The sequence below is a fragment of the Gammaproteobacteria bacterium genome (assembly GCA_028819075.1).
Lineage (GTDB): Bacteria > Gemmatimonadota > Gemmatimonadetes > Longimicrobiales > Gaopeijiaceae > BD2-11.
In genome coordinates, this window is the sequence record JAPPMM010000059.1 from 111471 (window position 1) to 131248 (window position 19778).

Here is a 19778-nt window from a genome sequence, read left to right on the forward strand (position 1 = left end):
ACTCTTCGTCCGGCGTGCTACCCCGGCAGGAGTACCAGCCGGGAGACCGTGCGTGCCTCCACCTCCGACCGGTCGAGCGGCAGACGCCACAGTTCGCCGTGCTGCCAGCGCTCCAGCTGGTCCCAACTGTGGCGGTTGGCGGGACGGCCGGACTGCCCTCCGGGCAGGATGAATCCACCCCCGCGGCCGAGGTCTCCCAGGTCGGCGACGGAACGCTGGCTGGGCCCGGCGGTGACCTCGAACAGGGGGACGTTGCCCTCGAACGGGGCGGCGTCGACCGTGTAGTCGTCGCCCGGCCGGGGAAGACCGCGCCGGCCGAAGCCCAGCAGTCCGCCGATCAGCGGCACGTCCTGAAAGGGATGCGAGATGCGCAGGAGGTGGACCTCCCCCCAAGGTCGACCGCTCGCCTCGGCCGCCTCGAGCGCGGCCTGCCCGGCCAGGGAGTCCACCCCGGCCCCGCCGGCGTCGAGCGCCCGCCCCACCATGTACTGCGGGAAATAGCCGAAACCGCCTGAAGCCGCGTAGAAGCGGGCGCGCAGCGCAGCCCCGAGCGCGTCCGCCCAGGCGTGGAAGAGCGTCGCCTCCGTGCTCTCCACGGTCGCGCGGCCATCCCAGGCTTCGAGCGCGGCGGCGAGGCTGTCCAGCCCCGCGCGCCGAAAGGCGCCGGCCGCCCGGTCGCGGTAGCGGGCGATGAAGGCGCTCCGGACATCCAGTTGAATGGCCCTCATCGACTCCGCGTCGTGGTCGCTCCGCGCCTCGATCAGCTCGGTGATGCGCTGGGCGCGGTACGGGTCCTCCCAGCGGTCCGGGGAGATCAGCAGCGACAGCGAGTCCCGGCCCTGGCGGTTGTTGGCCGTCGCGATAAAGCCGGACGCCGGGTTGAGCAGCCGGGGATTGCGCTCGTAGGGCAGCGTCCCGGTCCAGTCGTGTTCACCGGTCCAGCCGGGCACCGGGAGGAGGGACGGACGGCCCGAGCGGCGCAGGGGAACGGCCCCGGCGAGCTGGTAGCCGAAGTCGCCGGCGGTGTCGGCGAAGACCACGTTCTGGTAGGGGCTGGTGAAGAGGGCCAGCGCGGCGATCAGTTCGCCGGCGGAATTGGCGAGGTTCATCGCCAGGATCCCGTCGAAGGTCGTCGACGGGTCGTGCGCGCCCCAGCGGAACGACAGCAGTTCGCCTCCCGGCACCGGATCCACGGATGTCATGACGGGGCCGTGGCGAGTTTCGCGCACCACCATGCGCACCGGCTCTTCGCGCCCGCGCACCCGGATCGATTCCTCCCGCACCCGGAACGGCTCGCTCCCCTCCGGCGTCAGGTAGCGCGTGGTGTCGGCAGGGTCCACCCGTTCGATGAAGAAGTCGGAGTCATCCACCATCGCGTTGGTGAAGCCCCATGCAACGCCGGCGGTGTGTCCCGCGGCCACGCCGGGCGCGCCCGGCAGGCTCTGTCCGACGACATCCAGGCCGGGCGCGTGCAGCCCGATGAGGTACCAGATGTTGGGGTGGTCCAGGCCCAGGTGCATGTCGTTGGCGAGCAGGGGCATTCCGGTCGCGGTGCGGGAGCCTCCGACGACCCAGGAGTTCGAGGCACGGAAGATGCTCGCCGCTTCCAGCGCGGTGCGGGCGGCCGCGGGCATGCGCGCCGACGCGATCACGTCGCCGGAGACGGCGGGGGGCAGAGCGGCCGGCGGCGCGACGGGACCGCTGGCGATCCCGCCACCCCCGGATACGCCGGTATCGCCGGGAACTCCGCCATCTGCGCGCGCCACCGGGCCATCCTGCAGAATCGTCACCCCCCAGTCCGGATAGGACGGCAGCAACTCCAGAACGGCTTCGTCTCCCGCGGTGGCGCGCGCGCCCGCCAGCGACATCGAGACCCCGTACTGTGACAGGTCCCAGGCCATGATCTTCTCGACCGCGAGCGAGTGCTCGAGCTCCCAGGTCTCGAAGCCGGCGCGCAGCAGGACGAACTCGGGCGGCAGGAGACCGCGCCATCCGGCCATGGCCGCGTTCACCCCGCGGGCGTACGCCTCCACCAGCGCCCGGGTCCCTTCGCTGACGGCCGTCTCGCGCCCCGCCCGCGCGAGGCCCAGCGCGCGCAGGAAGCGGTCGGCATCCAGGGTTTCCTCGCCGAACAGCTCGCTCAGACGTCCCTGGGCGACGCGGCGGAACATCTCCAGTTGCCAGAGGCGGTCCGTCGCGTGCAGATACCCCTGCGCGAAGACCGCGTCGGCCAGCGAACCCGCCCACACGTGGGGCACGCCCAGGGAGTCGCGCAGGATCTCCACCGGCTGCTCCAGGCCGGCAAGCACGAGCTCCCCGGACGCCGGCGCGGGACCGGCGGCCAGCCGCCTGAGCCAGATCGCGCCCGCCAGCGAAGCGAGCAGAACCCCTGCCAGTGTCCCGAGCAGGATCCTCCGGAACAGGCGGCCCCTCTTCAGCGCGACGCCTCCAGAGCCCGGCTGAAGTCGCGCTGCAGGTCCCGGACCTCTTCGAGCCCCACCGAGACACGAACGAACCCGTCGGGAATGCCCGCCTGCGTCCTCTCCTCCGGTGTCAGGCCGATGTGAGACGTGAAGCGCGGCTGCGACACCAGGGTCTCGACGCCGCCCAGGCTGGGCGCGACCCTGGCCACCTCCAGACTGCGGCAGAATGCGTCCGCGCCCGCGCCGCCGCTCTCCAGCACGAAACCCACCATGCCGCCGAAACCGTCCAGAAGCTCGCCCGCGAGAGCGCGGTCGGGGTGACTGGCGAGCCCGGGGTAGGAGACGCGCGAGACCCCGGGCCGGCCCTCCAGCCAGGCTGCGAGCTCCAGGCCGCTCCGGTTGTGGCGCGCCATGCGCACCGACAGCGTCTTGATCCCGCGCTCCAGCAGCCAGGCCGCGTGCGGGTCCAGCGCCGGGCCGTAGAGCACCAGCATGCGCTGCACGCGCTCGACCAGCTCGCGGCTGCCGGAGACGACGCCCGCGATCAGGTCGGAATGGCCGCCGAGATACTTGGTCGCGCTGTGGATCACCACGTCTACGCCGAGGCGGGCCGGCCTCAGGTTGACGGGCGAGGCGAAGGTGGCGTCCATCATGGTCACCGCTCCGGCCTGGCGCGCGAGGCGCACCGGGATGCGCGGATCGAAGACGCGCATCACGGGGTTGGTCGGGGTCTCCAGGAAGAGAATGCGGGTGTTGTCCCGCATCGCCGACTCCCAGGCGCAGGTCTCGTCCGGATCTACGAAGGTCGTGGTCACCCCCCGGTGCGGCATCTCATCGGCGAGCAACGTGGCGGTGGCGCCGTACAGGTGCTTCGAGGCAACGACGTGGTCCCCGGCGCGGGTCAGGGCGAGAACGGGAAGCGCGGTGGCCGCCATCCCGCTTGCCACGGCCAGCGAGGCTTCGGTGCCCTCGAGCGCCGCCAGCTTCTTCGCCACGGCGACCTGATTCGGGTTGTTGCCGTACCGGGAGTAGCGCAGCTCGGGCGCATCGCCGGGCGCGTTCCAGAAGAAGGTGGAGCTCTGGACCACGGGCAGTACGACGGCTTCGCCGGGACGCGGCTCGGGGGCGCCGGCGTGGACACCCAGCGTGCCCGGACCCCAGGCCTCCCGCACCTCCGGCGAATCGTTCGTTCTCTCCTCCGAGACGCTCTTCATCCCATCAGACTCCTCATCAGATTGCTCAGCGCCAGATAGTCTCCCGACTCGGGTCGCCGGAAAACAAGTCCGCGCCGCACGAGTGACTCCAGCGTAGCGCGATCGACCTCGTCCGGAAGGTGTGCCGGGACATCCCCCGGAGAAAGGGCTCCCCGCTCCTCCAGGGAACGCCAGACCCTCGCATCGGCCTCGCTCGGCACGCCAACCAGCCGGCACGGCCCCGCCGCGGTTTCCGCCACGGCAGTGAGACGATGGCGTTCCAGCACGGCCTCGATCGGCTCCAGATGAAGATCGCTCACGCCGCGCAGGATGAAAAAGGCGCGGGTGGCTTGCCCGGGCGGCTGGTAGTGCAGGAGCAGCTTCGCCACAACCTCGTCCGCGCACGAGAAATCCACCACGTGAACCTCGGAGAAGTCGATGACCGAGAGCGCCATCTCTCCCGCGTTCGCTAGCTGGCTCTCGATGGCCAGCCGCACCGCGCGCCCCGTGGGCCGGGTCACCAGGTGCGCGTAGAGCGACGCCACCTGCCTCTGTACCAGGCGACGGAGGTCGATCGCCACGGGATCGATGCCGAATCCGTTCATCAGGCCGGACCCGAGTCCGTCATGCGCCGCTCCTCTCCTTGCCCCGCTGCTTCGCGGGCAGAACGATGTTGATCTGGGCGCCCGGAAAATGCGCCAGGCCCTGCTCCAGAGCGGGGGTGTCGTCCCATTCGGGCACGTCGGCGATGCGCGCGGTCCCGCTGCGGATGGAGATGAGCCCGTCCCAACGGCGCACCTGCCTGCGGATCTGCTGGATTCCCTGGCCTCTGCCCAGGTCCTGGAAACGCGTGACGCCGTGGAGGAAGGCGGCCTCCAGCGCCCTGCCGTCCCCCCATCGCTCTCCGAAACGGCCGGCGTGCTCGGCCGCCAGCGATTCACGGAAGCCGCGCCCCAGGTCGGACACGGCGATCACCAGCATCCAACGGTCCCGGCGCTTTGCCCAGTAGTACGCCTGCGCGGCCACCCATCCCGGGGCCTCGGCATGTTCGATGATGTTCTGGCACACCTCCGAGAGCACCACCGAGAACTGGACGACGGTCACCAGTGGATACCCCAGGGTGCGGGTGAGGATGGTCCCCGCGCGCGTCTGCACGCGGTCCACCACCGCGTGCACGTCGCTGTTGGTGGTCACCGGGGTGATTTCGAGCAGCACGTCGGAGCTTGCGGCGATTTCGCGCGGACGCCGGATCTCTATCGAGAAGAAGCGTCGAGCCTGCTCGAGGAAGCGGATGCGCGCCAGGTATCCGAGGACCTCCGCCTGCCGGGGAAGCCGCAGATGGGGCGCCTGCCCCAGCCGGCGCTTCAGCAGTGCGCCGGCGCTGAGGAGCCCAACCAGGCCCTGCGGGTCGACGAAGCGAAGGTAGCCCGCGTCGAAGAGCGCCTTGCCTTCCACGGCCTGCGCGCATTGCCGGAAGACGCTGTCCACGGTGGAGTAGTCCAGCGACGAGGGTACGCGGATCACATGCACCCGGCGAACTCCGGAGTTGGCGCGGCGGGATCGGCGGGCGTGGCGCGGTTCATCGGCGGGCGATCCGCCCCTTCAGGTGGAGGTGCAGCCCGCGCGCACCGCGATGTTCGACGTTTCGGGCGGCCATGGAGTTGGCGGTGACGATCGCACGCTCGATGCGGTCGCCCTCCAGCAGGCGAGCGAAGAAGGTAGCGCCCCATACGTCCCCGCAGCCAGTCACGTCGCCTTCGCGCGGGCCTCCGGGGATGTCGATCTGCCGGGTGGTGGCCGGGGCCACGGTGGCCACCTGTCCGCGCATCGCATGCCAGGTCGAGGTGTCGGGCGAGAAATCCGGCGCTGCGACATACGCCGCCCCGCGCGGACCCATCGTGACCGTGACCAGCTTCAGGTCCGGCCCCACCACGTGCGCCGCCAGCCGCCATGGATCTCCGGCGTCCCGGCCCAGCAGCGCATACTCGTCCTCGTTCATCTGCACCGCGTCGAAGCAGCGCAGCCAGGAGTCCCACAGCGGCAGCCGGCGCGGCTCGCGTTCGCCGTGGCGCCCGATGCCCAGGAAGAGGGAATGGAGGTCGGCGTAGATCGGGCCCTCGAACGCTTCGCGCAGCATCTGTGCGGTGCCCAGCTCCATCTCGAATCCCGAGATGAAGTTGACGTAGAGGGCGTCGCAGTCGCCGGCGAGAGGCCGGAACTCTTCCCAGCTCCAGGCGGGCACCCCTCCGGACAGACGCTCGCAGCGCCGCTCGTCGTCCTGGTAGCGCAGCTCCACGCGGTTGTTGGGTTCCGGGACGATGCGGACGGCGCGATGCGGGTTCACGCGGGGGATCTCGCCCAGGAACCGGAGCGCGGGCTCGGCCAGGTCCCGGCCCACCTTGAGGATCGGCACGATGCGCCAGTGCGCCGGCAGCGACGCGGCCAGCGCTTCGAGGGCGTAGCTCACCCCGCCCCATTCCTCCACGGGATCACCGCGTCCGTCGCGCAGATGGATGGTGTCCCACACCAGCGTGCCGACCACGCCGAGGCGGGGGCGTCGTGCCCCGGAACGGGGCGATCCCCGGCGGGAGCCCGGGTCAGTCACGGACCGGATCGGTCCGCAGGCGGAACACCCCCGCCGCCCCCACCACCCCGGCGGTCCCCGGGAGCGCTCCCGGCACGAACGTGCAGGCATCCAGCGCCGAGCGGAAGCGGGGGCGGCCGAGTTCCGCGGCGAGCGGGCCGAAGAACAGGTCGCCGGCCGCGGCCACCCCGCCCATCACCACCACCGCCTCCGGGCCGAGCAGGTTGACCGCGCCGGTGATCCCGGCCGCGAGCATGCATGCCGCGCGCGCCAGCACGCCAGCCGCGTAGGCGTCGCTCCCCGCCGCCGCCTCGTGCACGGTGGCGGCCGTGATGCGGTTCAGGTCGCCATCGACCAGCTCGGGCAGAGTCGACCGCGTCCGACCGGCCAGCCCCTCGACCGCGGCGCGCGCGATCGCCGGCCCGGAGGCGTAGGCCTCGAGGCACCCCCTGCCTCCGCACGTGCAGGGTCGGCCGCCGAACTCGACCGTCATGTGCCCGATCTCCCCGGCGGCTCCCGTCGCCCCGGCGAAGGGCCGGCCGTCGATGACGATCCCGCCGCCGATTCCGGTGCCCAGGGTGATTCCCAGCACCGACCGGAAGCCGCGCCCCGCCCCCTGCCACCATTCCCCGTAGGCGGCGCAGTTGGCGTCGTTCTCCAAGACGGCGGGCAGGCCGGTCGCGGCCTGGACGCGGTCGCGCAGCGGAAGCCCGAACCACCCCAGGTTGTGCGACTCGAGCACCACGCCGCGGGCGCGGTCCAGCGATCCCGGCGCCGCGACCCCGACGCCGGCTACCGTGGCGCCCGGGCCCTCCGTGCGCGCCAGCTCATCCACGGCCGCGCGGACCATCGCGGCAACCTGGGCGATCACCGCACTTCCGCCCTGCCCGCCCGCCGTGTCCTCCATCCGGAGCGCGCGCGGACGCCCTCCCTCCGCCGGAACCATCCCCACCGAGAGCGTGGTCCCACCGATATCGACCCCGGCGATCCACTTCGCCATCAGAGCCATCCCATAGGGTCCGCCTTCCCTCCACGGCGCGCCCGACGAAGCATCATCGACATCTACTGATATCTACTGATGTTTACTGTTCAATAGATAGCACGGCTAGAAACGCCTCCTGCGGGATCTCGACCGACCCCACCAGCTTCATCCGCTTCTTCCCCTCCTTCTGCCGTTCGAGCAGCTTGCGCTTGCGCGTGATGTCGCCGCCGTAGCACTTGGCGGTCACCGCCTTGCGCAGGGCCTTCACGTTGGTGCGCGCCACGATCTTGGACCCGATCGCCGCCTGCAGCGCCACCTGGAACTGCTGGCGCGGGATGAGCTCCTTCAGCTTGCGCACCAGGTCGCGGCCGTAGAGCTGCGCGCGGTCGTGGTGGATGATGACGCTGAAGGCATCCACCGGATCGCCGTTCACCAGCACATCCAGCTTCACCAGGTTGTCGGGCCGGTACTCCGCGAACTCGTAGTCGAGCGCCGCGTAGCCGCGCGTGCTGCCCTTGAGGCGGTCGTAGAAGTCCAGGACGATCTCGGCCAGCGGCAGCTCGAAGTCCATCTCCACGCGCCGGGGATCCAGGTAGCGCATCCCCTTGAACGTCCCGCGCCGATCGTGGCAGAGCTTCTGCACGTTGCCGATGTATTCGGCGGGCGACACGATGTGCGCGCGCACCCAGGGCTCGGCGACCGACTTCAGCTTGCCGCGTCCAGGCAGGCGAGTGGGGTTCTCGATCGCCAGCTCGCTGCCGTCGGTGAGCGTGATGTGATACTCGACGTTGGGCACGGTGGTGATCAGGCTGACGCCGAACTCGCGGTCCAGCCGCTCCTGGACGATCTCCATGTGCAGCAGCCCGAGGAAGCCGCAGCGGAAGCCGAATCCGAGGGCGGCCGAGGTCTCCGGCACGTAGTGCAGGCTGCCGTCGTTGAGCCTGAGCCGGTCGAGCGCGTCGCGCAGCGACTCGTAGTCGTCGGCGTTGCTGGGATAGAGCCCCGCGAACACCATGGGGCGGACTTCCTTGTAGCCCGGCAGCAGTTCGGTCGCCCTGCGGGAGGCCTCTACGACGGTGTCCCCCACCCTCGTGTGCGTGACCGATTTGATGGCCGCGACCAGGTAGCCCACTTCCCCGGGGTGGAGGGCATCGCGGGGCACGCGCACCAGCCGCGTGTAGCCCACCTCGGTTACCTCGTAGGTGGCGTTCACGGTGCCGAAACCGATGTCCATCCCGGGGCGCAGCACACCGTCCACCACGCGCACGCTCGGGACCGCGCCCAGGTACTGGTCGTAGTAGGAGTCGAAGATGAGCGCGCGCAGGGGCGCCTCCGGGTCTCCCTCCGGAGGGGGCACCCGTTCGATGACCGCTTCCAGGATCTCCGCGGCGCCCGTCCCCTCCTTGGCGCTGGCGAGCAGCACCTCGGAGGGATCGACCCCCAGCAGGTCCGCGAGCTCGTCGCGGCGGCGCTCCGGCTCGGCGCCTGGAAGATCGATCTTGTTGATCACCGGGATCACCTCCAGGTCCGCGTCCAGCGCCAGGAACAGGTTCGAGATGGTCTGGGCCTGGACGCCCTGGCTGGCGTCGACGACCAGGATGGCGCCCTCGCATGCGGCCAGGGAGCGTGACACCTCGTAGGTGAAATCGACGTGTCCGGGGGTGTCGATCAGGTTGAGCTGATAGCGCTCGCCGTCGCGCGCCGTGTAGTCCATGCGCACGGCGTGCAGCTTGATGGTGATGCCCCGCTCGCGCTCCAGCTCGTTGGAATCGAGCACCTGGGCGCGCATCTGCCGGGGATCGAGCGCGCCTGTGAGCTCCAGGAGCCGATCGGCCAGGGTCGACTTGCCGTGGTCGATGTGGGCGACGATGCAGAAGTTGCGGATGCGGTCGAGCTGCACGGCGTCTCCTCGCTAGCCCCGGCAGGCCGCGCGCACCACGCGCCGCATGATGTCGAGCGCACGCTCCACGTCGGGCGCGGAGATGTCCCGGTGGGTCACGGCCCGGACGCCGGTTTCGCCCTGGGGCAGGAGATGAAGCCCGCGTGCATGGCAGCGGAGCGCGAAGGCGCCCGCCGGCACTGCGTTCACCCGGAAGCGCACCAGGTTGGACTGCACGCGGTCGAGATCGACCTCCAGGCCGTCGATGCAGGCGACCCCGTGCGCCAGGGCGCGGGCGTTGGCGATGTCGGCCGGCAACCCGCCGTGGTGGTGCTCCAGCGCGTGCAGTGCGGCGGCGGCCAGGATTCCCGCCTGGCGGAAGCCGCCCCCGAACTGCTGCTTGAAGCGCCGCGCCCGCGCTACCAGCTCCTCGGAGCCGGCCAGGGCGGAGCCCACGGGAGCGCCGAGTCCCTTGCTGAAGCAGACGTTCACGGTGTCAAAAGGCGCGCAGTAGCGGGCCTCGGAGACCCCCGTGGCGGCAGTGGCGTGCCAGAGGCGGGCGCCGTCAAGGTGGGTCGCAAGGCCGTGGCGGCGGGCGGCCGCGCACACTTCCTCGACCTGGCCGAGCGGCCACACCGTCCCCCCTCCCCCGTTGTGGGTGTTCTCCACGCACAGCAGCCGGGGTGGCGACTCCAGGTGGATGGGATTGAAGGGGTGCTCGGGCTCGATGGCGTCGTCCACATCGGCGGCGGTGAACACGCCGGCACGCCCGGGGAGGGGCTTCAGGGTCACGCCGCTGAGCGCGGCCGGGGCGCCCGACTCGCTGCGGACGATGTGGGCGCTCCGGTCGATCAGGACGAGGTCGCCGGGTTCGGTGTGGGCGCGCACCCCGATCTGGTTGGACATCGTGCCGGTGGGGACGAAGACCGCGGCCTCCTTGCCCAGCAGCTCCGCCGTGCGCGCCTCCAGGGCGTTCACCGTGGGGTCGTCGCCGTAGACGTCGTCGCCCACCGGGGCGGCGGCCATGGCGTCGCGCATGGCCGGGGTGGGAAGGGTCACGGTGTCGCTGCGCAGATCGATCATGACCCGCGATACCCCGGGCGGGACCGGTGGTGTCGCATCACCGCTGCCGGTCGGAGGGACCGAATCCGCCACCGGGCGATCCACCGGAAGGCGCCAGCGGCACACCCGCGATCTGCCGTCGCAGCGCGCGGATCTCCGCGGGACCGACGCGGCAGCACCCGCCGACTCCTGCCGCACCGCGGGCGATCCAGTCGCCCGCATCCGGGATCGGCTCGCCGGCCCCGCCGGCGCCGTTCGCGGGCCAGTGCCACGTGCCGGTGCGGGCGTCGTACACCTCCCCCGAGTTGGGATAGGCGATTGCGGGAAGATCGGTCACGGTGCGGATTCGCCCGATGAGCTCGCCGACATGGGCGGGGGCGACGCAGTTGACTCCCACCGCCACCACCCGGTCCGCCCGATCGCAGAGGCGTGCGACCTCCTCCACCGGCGTGCCGTCCCAGAGCCGCGCGCCATCCGCGCAGCAGAAGCTCATCCACACGCAGGCCTCCGGCGTCTCGTCCAGAATCCCGAGCAATGCCTCGACCTCGAGACCCGAGGGGATGGTCTCGCACAGGATCAGGTCGGCGCCCGAGCGCGCGAATAGCCGGAATCGGCGCCGGTGGAACGCGTCCAGCACCCCGAACTCGACGCCGTAGCGGCCATCGTACTCGGACCCGTCCGCGAGATACGCCCCGTATGGGCCGGCGCTCGCCGCCACCAGCGGCCGCAGCCGCCCGGTGCGGTTGGCCTCAACCGCCCAGTAGCGATCGCGCGCTTCGAGAGCCAGCGCGACCGACAGCTCAAGGAAGCCGGCCGCCTCGGCATCGTCGTAGCCCTGCTCGCGGAAGCCGGCAAAGCTCGCCTGGTAGCTGGCGGTGGAGACGCAATCCGCACCTGCTGCGAGGTATTCGGCGTGAATGTCGCGGATGGCATCGGGGTTCGAGACGAGCAGTTCCGCCGACCAGAGCCGGGTGCCGAGCCGGTGTCCGCGGGCCTCGAGCGCCGTCGCCAGACCCCCGTCGGCGATCAAGGGCCTCCCGCGAGCGAGAAACGGCGCAAGAGGCCCGTTCTTCTCCGCCGGGCTCATCCCTCCGGACTGAGCAGCGTCGACAGCATCTCCGCGTTGTATCCCACCATGAGCCGATCCCCGCTGCGCATGGTGGGCGCGCGCAGCTTTCCGAAGCGGCTGCAGAGCAGGCCCACGAGGTCCTCGTCGGCGGGCCGCGTGGCGTTCAGATCGACGTGCACGATCTTCTTCCCCCTGGCTACGTAGAGGTTGCTCACGCCCTCCAGCAGGCCCAGGACCTGGTCGCTCGCCACGGGGTTGCGCGTGGCGCTCTGCGTTTCCTCCGTCGCGATCTCGTTCTGCGCAAGAAACTCTTGCGTGCGCTTGCAACTGGTTCAGCCCGGGCGGTGATACCGCCATTCAACGGACGACGTGGCCATGGGTCCCTCCGATGAGTGTGCGGCGCGAATGGAAAACGGCGGGAGAGCAGCGCCGGTATGCCCGGACCTAATGTCGAACAACCGGCCTTGCGGCGCTATCGCGGCGGTTTGATTCTTGGGACGCATCCGGGGCGCGGGCCGACGCCGGACGGACACGCGCCGATGCCGCCCTGCGACCCGAACCCGTGGAGACCAGGATGACCGTTTTCCGATGCGCGGCGCTGGGGGGCCTCGTGCTCCTGGCGGCCGACGCCGGCGCGCAGTCCCTCGAAGACGCGAGAGCCGCGTACGCGGAAGGCCGCTTTCTCGAGGCGGCGGAGATCGCCGAGGCGCTCGAAACCTCCGACGGCTACGCGCTGGCGGCGCAATCGCTCTCGATACACGCCCACTACTTCACGACCGATAACGAGTGGGAGGAGCTTGTCGACCGCGCGATAGAGATGAGCGACGAGGCCATGGGCGCCGACTCCAGCAACGCCGAGGCACACTATCAGGCGGCCCACGCCCTCGGCCGCTACGCTCAGGGCATTGGTGCATTCACGGCGCTCCGCCAGGGTCTCGCGGGCAGAATCCGCGAACGGCTGGATGCGGCGATTCGCCTCGATCCATATCTCTGGGAGGCCAGGCTGGCGCTCGGCGGATGGCACGCCGACATCGCGGCGGAAGGGTTCATCGCGCGGCGGATGTACGGAGGGAATCGCCCGGCCGCCGTCGTCCTGTTCGAGCAGGCGCTGCAACTGGCGCCGGAGTCGAGGGTCGTGCTCTACGAATACGCGATCCGGCTTCCCGACCTCGACGAGGAGAACGGCGAGGAGCGGGCGCGGGAAATGCTCGACACGGCGGCTCGATTGCCGATCGTCGACGCCTACGACGGAATTATTCAGGAACTGGTGCTGGAGGCCGTCGCGGACCGGGAGAGCGGGTAACCCGGCGGCTCCGGCAGATAGCCATGCGCATCGCGATCACCACCGGCGGCGGGGACGCTCCCGGGCTCAACGCGGTCATCCGTGCCGCCGTGCTCGCGGCCCGGGCGCGCGGATGGGAGGTGTTCGGGATCCGGCGGGGCTATTCGGGTCTCTTCCAGGCGGGCTATGGCGGGGTGGTGGTGCTCGACGAGGCCGCGGTCCGCGGGATCACCCACGAGGGCGGCACGATCCTGGGGACCACCAGCCGGGGCAACCCGTTCTCGTTCCAGGTCACGCAGCCGGACGGATCGGTGCGCACGGTGGATCGTTCCGGCGAAGTCATCGACCGATTCCGGGAGATGGGGATCGACTGCCTCATCGCGATTGGCGGCGACGGCTCGCTCAGGATCGCGCGCGATCTGGCGCGCCGGGGCCTCAACGTCATCGGCGTGCCCAAGACCATCGACAATGACCTGGATGCGACGGTGGTAACCTTCGGCTTCCATACCGCCGTCCAGACCGCGACCGACGCCATCGACAAGCTTCATTCCACCGCCGAGGCGCACGAGCGCATCATGGTCGTCGAGCTGATGGGACGGCACGCCGGCTGGATTGCGCTCTTCGCCGGCCTGGCCGCAGCCGCGGACGTGATTCTCATCCCGGAGATCCCCTACCGGCTCGACCGTGTGGTGGAAGCGATCGAGGCCCGCTGGAGCCGGGGCCACGAGTACGCGATCGTGGTCGTGGCGGAGGGTGCGCTTCCCGTGGGTGGAGAAGCCTCATACCTGGACGACCATGCCGGCCTGAAGCGCCGACTGGGAGGAGCCGCGAGGCTGCTCAGCCGCCAGTTGAGGGAACGCACCCGCCACGAGACCCGCAGCCTGGTGCTGGGACACCTGCAGCGGGGCGGCGCGCCCACCGCCTACGACCGCATCATCTCCCTGCGATTCGGATCCGCGGCCATCGAACTCGCCGAACGTGGACAGTTCGGCTGCATGGTCGCGCTGGAGCCGCCCGACGTGAAGGCGGTGCCCCTCGCAGATGCGGTGAGGCATCTCAAGACAGTGCCTGCCCGGGGAGATGTCGTGCGCACTGCCCGGGCGGTGGGGATTTCGTTCGGCGACTGATCCGGAGCCTTGGAGAGGGCTCCGGGCGAGCTATTCCCGGCCGATCCTGGAGGGGCCCCGGCGGCCATCGCCGAGTCCGACGAGTTCCAGCAGCCGCAGAGCGTTGGTCGAGGTGGCGATTCCGGTCCTCAGACGGTAATCGAAGGTGAGCCCCTCGTTCTCGTCGCCGACGGACTCGGTCAGGTGGACCGGGACTGCCCTCATGTTCAGGTCTTCCGCGTCGGCCAGCGACAGGTCGTGGGTCGTTACGGCCCCGATCGCACCGGAGCGGAGCAGTCTCCGCAGAACGGTTCGCGCGGCGATCCTGCGCTCGGCGCTGTTGGTCCCCTGGAGAATCTCGTCGAGGAGGTACAGGACCCGTGGGCCGCCGGAGACTGGCCGGCCGGCCCGCGACCCCTCCCCGGCGCCGGGTGTCTCGGCCGCATCCACGACCTGCTTCAGGCGCTGCAGTCCGGCCATGAAGAAGGACACGCCGTCGGCGAGGGAGTCGGCAACATGCATGCTGGTGACGACGCGCAGCGATGGGATGCGCAACGCCTCGGCGCACACCGGTCCGCCCGCCTGAGCGAGCACGGCATTCAGGCCGACTGCCTTCACCAGCGTGGATTTCCCGGACATGTTCGATCCCGTCACCAGCAGAAACGAGCCTGCCGGGCCCACCTCCACGTCGTTGCGCACGCAGAGTTGCGGAGCGAGGAGAGGATGGCCCAGCGCCCGCCCCCGTAGCGAGGTGGCTTCGGCGTCCAGCGCGGGCATGGTCCAGTCGGGATGATCGGCGGCGAGCGCCGCCAGGGCGACCAGCGCCTCTGCCTCGCCGACAACCTCAAGCCACGCCCGGACGCGAGCGCCCGACCGCTTCTTCCAGCGCTCGAGGGCGGCCAGGACGTGCACGTCCCAGAGGAATACCAGAGCCAGAGGGATGTGGAATAGAGGCGACCTCCTGACTTCCGCCATGTCAAGCAGCCGGCGCAGTGCCGCGATCTCTCCAGGGGCGGGTCTCGTGCCGGCGCCCAGCCGTTGTCGGAGGTCCGCCGCGTAGCGTGAATCGAGGGGTGCGTCGGCGAGGAGGCTGAGCAGCGGCCCGTAGTGCCGCACGCCCGATTCGCCATCGTCGGCCTCGGAGCCGGCTCGGTTGATCGCCTTCCACGCCGGCGCCATCACCAGAGCGGACACCAGCAGCGGCCAGGCGGCGGCGGCCGTGGGCGCCATCCCCAGAGAGTAGAGAATGATGGCGGCCAGGTTCACCGGCGGAAGCAGGACAGCCGCCGCGCGCAGCCAGGTGCGCCCGGACAGCCAGCCCGGGCTCTCACACCAGCGCAGGAAGTCCTCCACCCCCTCCATCGAGTCGCTGTTCATCAGCCGCGCTTCGGCCGCGATGCGATCCCGGTAGTCGAAGGCGCCCGCCATCTCGCGGACCCCTTCCTGGCGCAAGGCGATGGTCTCCGGGTCCGCCGGAGCGAGGAGCCAGGACCAGAGCGTCGACCGGCCGGGTGCGGTTCCGCAGACCCCCGTCAGGTGAACGAGCGACGCGTGACCGTGCAGGTCCAGGTCGTCCGCGTAGTCGTGGTTCCGCGGCACGGGCGGACTGAACGGCCGCGGCAGGTCGGACCAGCGCCGCTCGACGCGGGCGATCCCCTCGCGATTGAAGTCGGCCATCAACTCCGCGCGTCGCAGCCGCCGTTGGGCGGCCCGGTGTCGCGCTACGACGATCACGAAGGCCACGACCGCCCCGGCCATGAGCAGCCAGACCCCCTGGCCTCGTCCCTGGGAGATCAGGAGCCAGGCGCCAACCGCGCTGGCCACGAAGACCACCAGCCGGAGCCGCTCGCAAAACCGGACCGCGCCGGCCCTCCCGGCCGCCTCTTCATCGAAGCGGCGGGCGCGGTCCGCGTATCGGGCGGCGGGCTGTTCGACCGGCTCCGTGCCGGGTGAGGCTGGCTCCGTTCGGCTCGTCACGAGGTGCCGCCGGCTCTCTTCCCGCCGCCGGCCACTCGCCTCTTCTCGTCTTCAAGGTCCTGCAGGGACACACCGTCCGTGATCCATGACGGGGCCGGATCGCCCTTCAGGTAGTGGCCGAACCACTCCAGGATGCGGCGGTGATAGTCCTTCTGGTTGGCTTCCTCGCGCAGTCCGTGGTCCTCGCCCTCGTAGACCAGCAGCACCATCTGTTTCCCGGCGCGGCGCGCGAAGTTGTAGAACTCGGTGCCCTGGTCCCAGTCGACGACCCCGTCGTCGTCGCCGAAGGCCATGAGCAGCGGCGTCTCCAGGTTGTGCACCTCGTGGATGGGCGAGTTGCGCCGGTGCGCCTCGGGATCCTCCCAGAACGGCACCTCCATCCGGGCCTGGCCGGTCTCCCAGTGGTCGACCTCGGGGATCCCCGGGTTCCAGTGGATGGCCCCCATGAAGCTCACGAAGTCGGTGAGGGGCGCGCCCGCCACCGAGGCGGCGAAGATGTCGGTCCGGGTGGGCAGGAAGGTCGCCTGGTAGCCGCCCCAGGAGTGCCCGATGAGCCCGACCGCGTCCGGATCGGCCACCCCCATGTCGACCACCCTGGCCACAGCCGCGCGCACCGACTCCAGCGCGCTCACGCCCGGGTCGCGGGCCCGGTAGACGATGTCCGGGAGCAGCACCGCGTAGCCGTGCTGGGTCCACGCCGTGAAGTTGTAGTAGTCGCGCTCGCTGGGGGCGATGAAGCGGTGCATCTGGGGCGAGAGCATCTCGTAGGTGTAGACGATGGTGGGCACGGCCGTCCCGGCCTCGTAGCCCGCCGGGTAGAGCAGCACCGCCTGCAGGTCCCGCCCGCTCTCGCTCGTGAAGTCCACCAGCTCGGCCCGGCCCCACGCGACTTCGGCGATGAACGGGTTGATGTCGGTGACCTGAACGGCGTCGGCCAGATCGGGACCACCGACGAAGTAGTCGGGCGGGTCGTCGAAGGCCTCGGCGCGGTAGAGCAGGATGTCGGCGCTGTCCGCGCGCGCAAGACCGCCCACCAGCGCGTCCTCGAATACCAGCGTCTCCACGGGCCCGTCCCAGCCCGGCGCGACGCGCGCGTACCCCCGCTGCTCCGTCCTCTCGTTGTAGAGCGTGAGATGGAGCGATGCGCCCGGATCGAGGCCGGGGATATCGTCATCCGGAAGGCTGGCGACCCGGTGCGTGATGCCGGCCTCGGCACCGGCGGTGAGCCGCGTTGCGCCGCTCCCGTCCAGCGCGACGCGCCAGATGTCGTGCTTGTCGTAGAGGAGGACTCCGGCGTCGTCCTCCAGCCATCCCCCGGGGCCGAAAGCGAAGGGCGGGACGACATCGGTGGGTGTGTCGTATTCCGTGTTGGCGAAGGAGGTCGCGAGGTTCGAGGTCAGGTCGTGCCGCTCCGCGGTTGCAACCTCCAGGCTCCAGTAGTTGGCCCCGTCGTACGACACCAGCCAGCGGCCGCCCGCGCCGGGCCACTCGTAGCGCACCCGGGTGAGAAGCCGGCGCCTCTCCCCGCTATCCACGTCGATCGACCAGACGTCGTGATACGGCCGGCCGAACATCGCGCCGAAAGGATAGGGTTCGGCGATATCCTCCAGGGCGAAACCCCAGCCGTGCAACAGGGTTGCGTCGGCCATCAGGTCGGAGCCGATGGTGACGACCCGGTTCTCGTCCAGATGCCAGACGGCCAGCAGGGTGCGGTTCGCGTCGCGGCCCTCCGCCGCCTGCCGCTGCGGGAAGATGCGCAAATCCCGGCTGTGCCAGATCTGCAGCCCGGGCAGGTCCGGCTGGTCGTCCTGCGAATCGGCCGACCCCGTCTCGTCGGCGTCGGCCTCACTGGTCCCGGTCGCGCCGGCATCCTGCGCATCTTCTTCTTCACGGGACCGGAGCCCGATGGAGATTATGGCGCCCTCGTCGGACCACTGCGGCGCCCGGTCCACGACCTCCAGGCCGTTCGCGATGCCAGCCGCGCCCTCGCCCAGCACGACCATCTCCGGTCCGCGGTCGAGGCCGCGCCAAGCCAGCACGTCGTAGGCGGAACCCCCCGCCGAGGCATCCTCACGCGAGCGCAGGGCCGCCAGGTCGGCCGCATCGTCGCGCCAGGCCAGCCCCCGGTAGCCGGCCCCCGACGCATCCACCGACTGCAGCGTGCCCGAGCCGGCATCGTAGACCTGCACGCCGTTCCCCAGGTCGGTTCCGGTGGCGATCACCATTGCGATCCGCGACCCGGAGGAGCTCCACGCCATCTCCCCGACGTTGCCGAAGCTCGTCTCGGAGCCCGTGGCCAGCACCACGATCCGCAGGTCGGCGCCCTTCCCCGCCGGCTCCTCGGGCGGATCCGCGCGCAGCGCAAGGAATCGTCCCGACGAGTCGAAGCTCCACCCGGACACCGATGCAAACTCGCGCATATCGCCGGTGGCCAGGTCGAGCAACGCCGCCCCCTCGCGGAGCGCATCACCTTCCTCTTCGCGTCGTTCCGTCTCGTCGGGCGAAAGCCCCACGGTCCACGCCAGCCAGCCCCCGTCCGGCGAGAAGCGCGGAGACCGTCCCCAGGGGAAGACGCGCGTCGCATCCTCGCTCAGGCGCCGTACCCGCAGTTCCGCGGTCTCGTCGACGCGGCTGACCGTGTAAGCGACCCAGTCGCCATGCGGCGAGAGCAGAGCAGGCCCGAGATTCTCCCAGCGCCCGTAGCCTTCGGGGGCGACGCGGGGCGGATCCTGGGCGGAGAGCGGCAGCGCGGCGGCGAGGCAAACGGCCGCGACGGAGACGGCCGCGACGGAGACGGCCGCAAGGCGACGGCGCGCACTGGAGTTTCGGCTGGGGATCGGCGCCGGCCGGAAGTCTGCGGATGAACTCACGGGAATGCTCCTTGAAACCGGGGGATGGCGGGCAGGAGCGCGCGTTCGCCACCGCCGGCGGTCTGCCTCAGTCCCGGCCGCGCCCCATGCCCCACGCTTCCTCGAACATATCACCCCCACACCACCCAAACCCCCGGCGGGGCCCGGAACTCGTGGCCGTGCGGGCGGCTGGGCCGCTCCGGGTCGAGTCGCAGGCCCGGCAGGCGGAACACCCGCGCCAGCGCCTCCCGCGCCTCGATGCGCGCCAGGGTGGCTCCCAGGCAGAAGTGGCGCCCGGCGCCGAAGGACAGGTGGTCGCGCGCGTTGGGCCGGTCCGCATCGAAGCGGTCGGGATCGTCGAAGTGGGCGGGATCGCGGTTGGCGGCGCCCAGCATGCACTGGACGGTCTCGTTGGCGGGGATCCTCACGCCCCGGATCTCGACCGCCTCCGTGGTGAAACGCGTGCAGGACTGGACGGCCGCGTCCCACCTGAGAGACTCCTCGAACACATCGTCCAGCCGGTCCGGGTCGTACGCGGCCAGCCTCGAAACCGTCCGGTGAGTCAGCGCGGCCCAGATGGCGCTGGCGATGGCCGACTCGGTGGTCTCGATGCCGCCGAAGAGGATGATCAGCAGGTTGGCGACCATCTCCGCCTCCGCAAGCGGCTCCGCGTCGGTGCGGAGCCCCGCGATGGTCGAGCCCTCGGGCACGGAGCTCCTCCCCTGCAGGAAGGGCGTCACGTACTTGCCGAACTCGCGGGCCGCGGCCTTCCCCCTCCTCCGCACCTCGGGATCGCCGGTGAAGTTCTCGAGCGCCGCGGCGAAGTCGTCGTACCAGGCGAGCAGGCGGGGTCCATCGCGTTCCGGAAGCCCCAGCACCCGGCAGATGCTCCGCACCGACAGTGGCCGCGCCAGCCGGGCCCGCAGATCGGCCGCGCGCCGCCGACCGTCTTCCAGCTCTCCCATCAGCCGGTCAAGCACCGCCCGCACCGTCCCGAGCAGATTGCGCTCGAGGTTGCCGCGCCGAAACGGGCCGATGAAGCGGCGTTTGTAGCGGATCTGGGGCTCGCCGTCGGTTGTGAGCATGTGCGAGCCAAAGATGTCGCGGATGGTGGAGGCGGGCGCGTCGGTTGTGAAGCGTTTCCAGTCGGCCAGCACCTCCACGATGTCGTCCCGGCGCGTGAGCATCCACATGCCGAGCTCCGGAACCCATGTCACCGGTTCCGCAGCCCGGAGTTCGTGGAACAGGGGGTAGGGATCGCCGGCCAGCGCCTCGACGGTCACCCGGGCTCCCCGGGGGAACCGCCGGGCGCGGCTGGCATCGCCCCGATTCATCGTTGTAGCGTTCTGCATGAAACCCTCCAAAGCCGTCC

General features: G+C 70.7%; 14 protein-coding genes and 1 pseudogene. 2 read left to right on the forward strand and 13 right to left on the reverse strand.

All coding sequences use genetic code 11. The features are described 5' to 3' along the window. Positions 1-17: 17 nt before the first annotated feature. The 10 genes and pseudogenes from OXU32_16245 to OXU32_16290 all read right to left on the reverse strand — a co-directional run bounded on the left by OXU32_16245 (position 18) and on the right by OXU32_16290 (position 11509). On the reverse strand, positions 18-2309 hold the full coding sequence (locus OXU32_16245; protein MDE0075507.1) for a penicillin acylase family protein: 2292 nt from the start codon (positions 2307-2309) through the stop codon (positions 18-20). A gap of 125 nt (positions 2310-2434) precedes the next feature. Beyond that, positions 2435-3637: a PLP-dependent aspartate aminotransferase family protein gene (locus OXU32_16250; GenBank protein MDE0075508.1), complete on the reverse strand. Its 1203-nt coding sequence runs from the start codon at positions 3635-3637 to the stop codon at positions 2435-2437. Continuing rightward, positions 3634-4221, reverse strand: a complete 588-nt coding sequence (locus OXU32_16255; GenBank protein MDE0075509.1) for a hypothetical protein — start codon at positions 4219-4221, stop codon at positions 3634-3636. Before OXU32_16255 ends, OXU32_16250 begins: the two co-directional genes overlap by 4 nt. A gap of 19 nt (positions 4222-4240) precedes the next feature. Continuing rightward, on the reverse strand, positions 4241-5146 hold the full coding sequence (locus tag OXU32_16260) for a hypothetical protein (protein MDE0075510.1): 906 nt from the start codon (positions 5144-5146) through the stop codon (positions 4241-4243). Positions 5147-5195: 49 nt separating this feature from the next. Further along, entirely contained in the window at positions 5196-6221 is a 1026-nt protein-coding gene (locus OXU32_16265; protein ID MDE0075511.1) for a carbohydrate kinase family protein, read from the reverse strand. Continuing rightward, complete coding sequence (locus OXU32_16270) at positions 6214-7200, reverse strand: ROK family protein (GenBank protein ID MDE0075512.1); 987 nt, start codon at positions 7198-7200, stop codon at positions 6214-6216. Before OXU32_16270 ends, OXU32_16265 begins: the two co-directional genes overlap by 8 nt. 82 nt (positions 7201-7282) lie before the next feature. Beyond that, positions 7283-9082: a translation elongation factor 4 gene (lepA, locus tag OXU32_16275; GenBank protein ID MDE0075513.1), complete on the reverse strand. Its 1800-nt coding sequence runs from the start codon at positions 9080-9082 to the stop codon at positions 7283-7285. A gap of 12 nt (positions 9083-9094) precedes the next feature. Next, positions 9095-10144 carry an aminotransferase class I/II-fold pyridoxal phosphate-dependent enzyme gene (locus tag OXU32_16280; GenBank protein MDE0075514.1) on the reverse strand — a complete coding sequence of 350 codons (1050 nt, stop codon included), beginning with the start codon at positions 10142-10144 and terminating at the stop codon, positions 9095-9097. Between the two features lie 37 nt (positions 10145-10181). Further along, positions 10182-11210: a homocysteine S-methyltransferase gene (mmuM, locus tag OXU32_16285; protein ID MDE0075515.1), complete on the reverse strand. Its 1029-nt coding sequence runs from the start codon at positions 11208-11210 to the stop codon at positions 10182-10184. Continuing rightward, positions 11207-11509, reverse strand: a pseudogene (locus tag OXU32_16290) (ArsC family (seleno)protein). The gene mmuM and the pseudogene OXU32_16290 overlap by 4 nt, the downstream one beginning before the upstream one ends. 257 nt (positions 11510-11766) lie before the next feature. Here OXU32_16290 and OXU32_16295 point away from each other — a divergent pair. After that, on the forward strand, positions 11767-12495 hold the full coding sequence (locus OXU32_16295) for a hypothetical protein (protein MDE0075516.1): 729 nt from the start codon (positions 11767-11769) through the stop codon (positions 12493-12495). A gap of 23 nt (positions 12496-12518) precedes the next feature. After that, entirely contained in the window at positions 12519-13601 is a 1083-nt protein-coding gene (locus OXU32_16300; GenBank protein ID MDE0075517.1) for an ATP-dependent 6-phosphofructokinase, read from the forward strand. A 30-nt stretch (positions 13602-13631) separates the two neighbouring features. Here the strand turns inward: OXU32_16300 and OXU32_16305 are convergent, their stop codons facing one another. The 3 genes from OXU32_16305 to OXU32_16315 form a co-directional block, all read right to left on the reverse strand. Further along, entirely contained in the window at positions 13632-15557 is a 1926-nt protein-coding gene (locus tag OXU32_16305) for a hypothetical protein (protein MDE0075518.1), read from the reverse strand. After that, on the reverse strand, positions 15554-18427 hold the full coding sequence (locus OXU32_16310; GenBank protein MDE0075519.1) for a prolyl oligopeptidase family serine peptidase: 2874 nt from the start codon (positions 18425-18427) through the stop codon (positions 15554-15556). The genes OXU32_16305 and OXU32_16310 overlap by 4 nt, the downstream gene beginning before the upstream one ends. 110 nt (positions 18428-18537) lie before the next feature. Beyond that, a complete protein-coding gene (locus OXU32_16315) occupies positions 18538-19758 on the reverse strand; it encodes a cytochrome P450 (protein MDE0075520.1) in 1221 nt (406 codons plus the stop codon). Between the last annotated feature and the right edge of the window lie 20 nt (positions 19759-19778).

Bases quoted from the DNA above. Each gene is read 5' to 3' on its own strand.
- OXU32_16250 (MDE0075508.1), bottom strand. From the start codon at position 3,637: ATGAAGAGCGTCTCGGAGGAGAGAACGAACGATTCGCCGGAGGTGCGG.
- OXU32_16255 (MDE0075509.1), bottom strand. From the start codon at position 4,221: ATGAACGGATTCGGCATCGATCCCGTGGCGATCGACCTCCGTCGCCTG.
- OXU32_16270 (MDE0075512.1), bottom strand. From the start codon at position 7,200: ATGGCGAAGTGGATCGCCGGGGTCGATATCGGTGGGACCACGCTCTCG.
- OXU32_16280 (MDE0075514.1), bottom strand. From the start codon at position 10,144: ATGATCGATCTGCGCAGCGACACCGTGACCCTTCCCACCCCGGCCATG.
- mmuM (MDE0075515.1), bottom strand. From the start codon at position 11,210: ATGAGCCCGGCGGAGAAGAACGGGCCTCTTGCGCCGTTTCTCGCTCGC.
- OXU32_16295 (MDE0075516.1), top strand. From the start codon at position 11,767: ATGACCGTTTTCCGATGCGCGGCGCTGGGGGGCCTCGTGCTCCTGGCG.
- OXU32_16300 (MDE0075517.1), top strand. From the start codon at position 12,519: ATGCGCATCGCGATCACCACCGGCGGCGGGGACGCTCCCGGGCTCAAC.
- OXU32_16315 (MDE0075520.1), bottom strand. From the start codon at position 19,758: ATGCAGAACGCTACAACGATGAATCGGGGCGATGCCAGCCGCGCCCGG.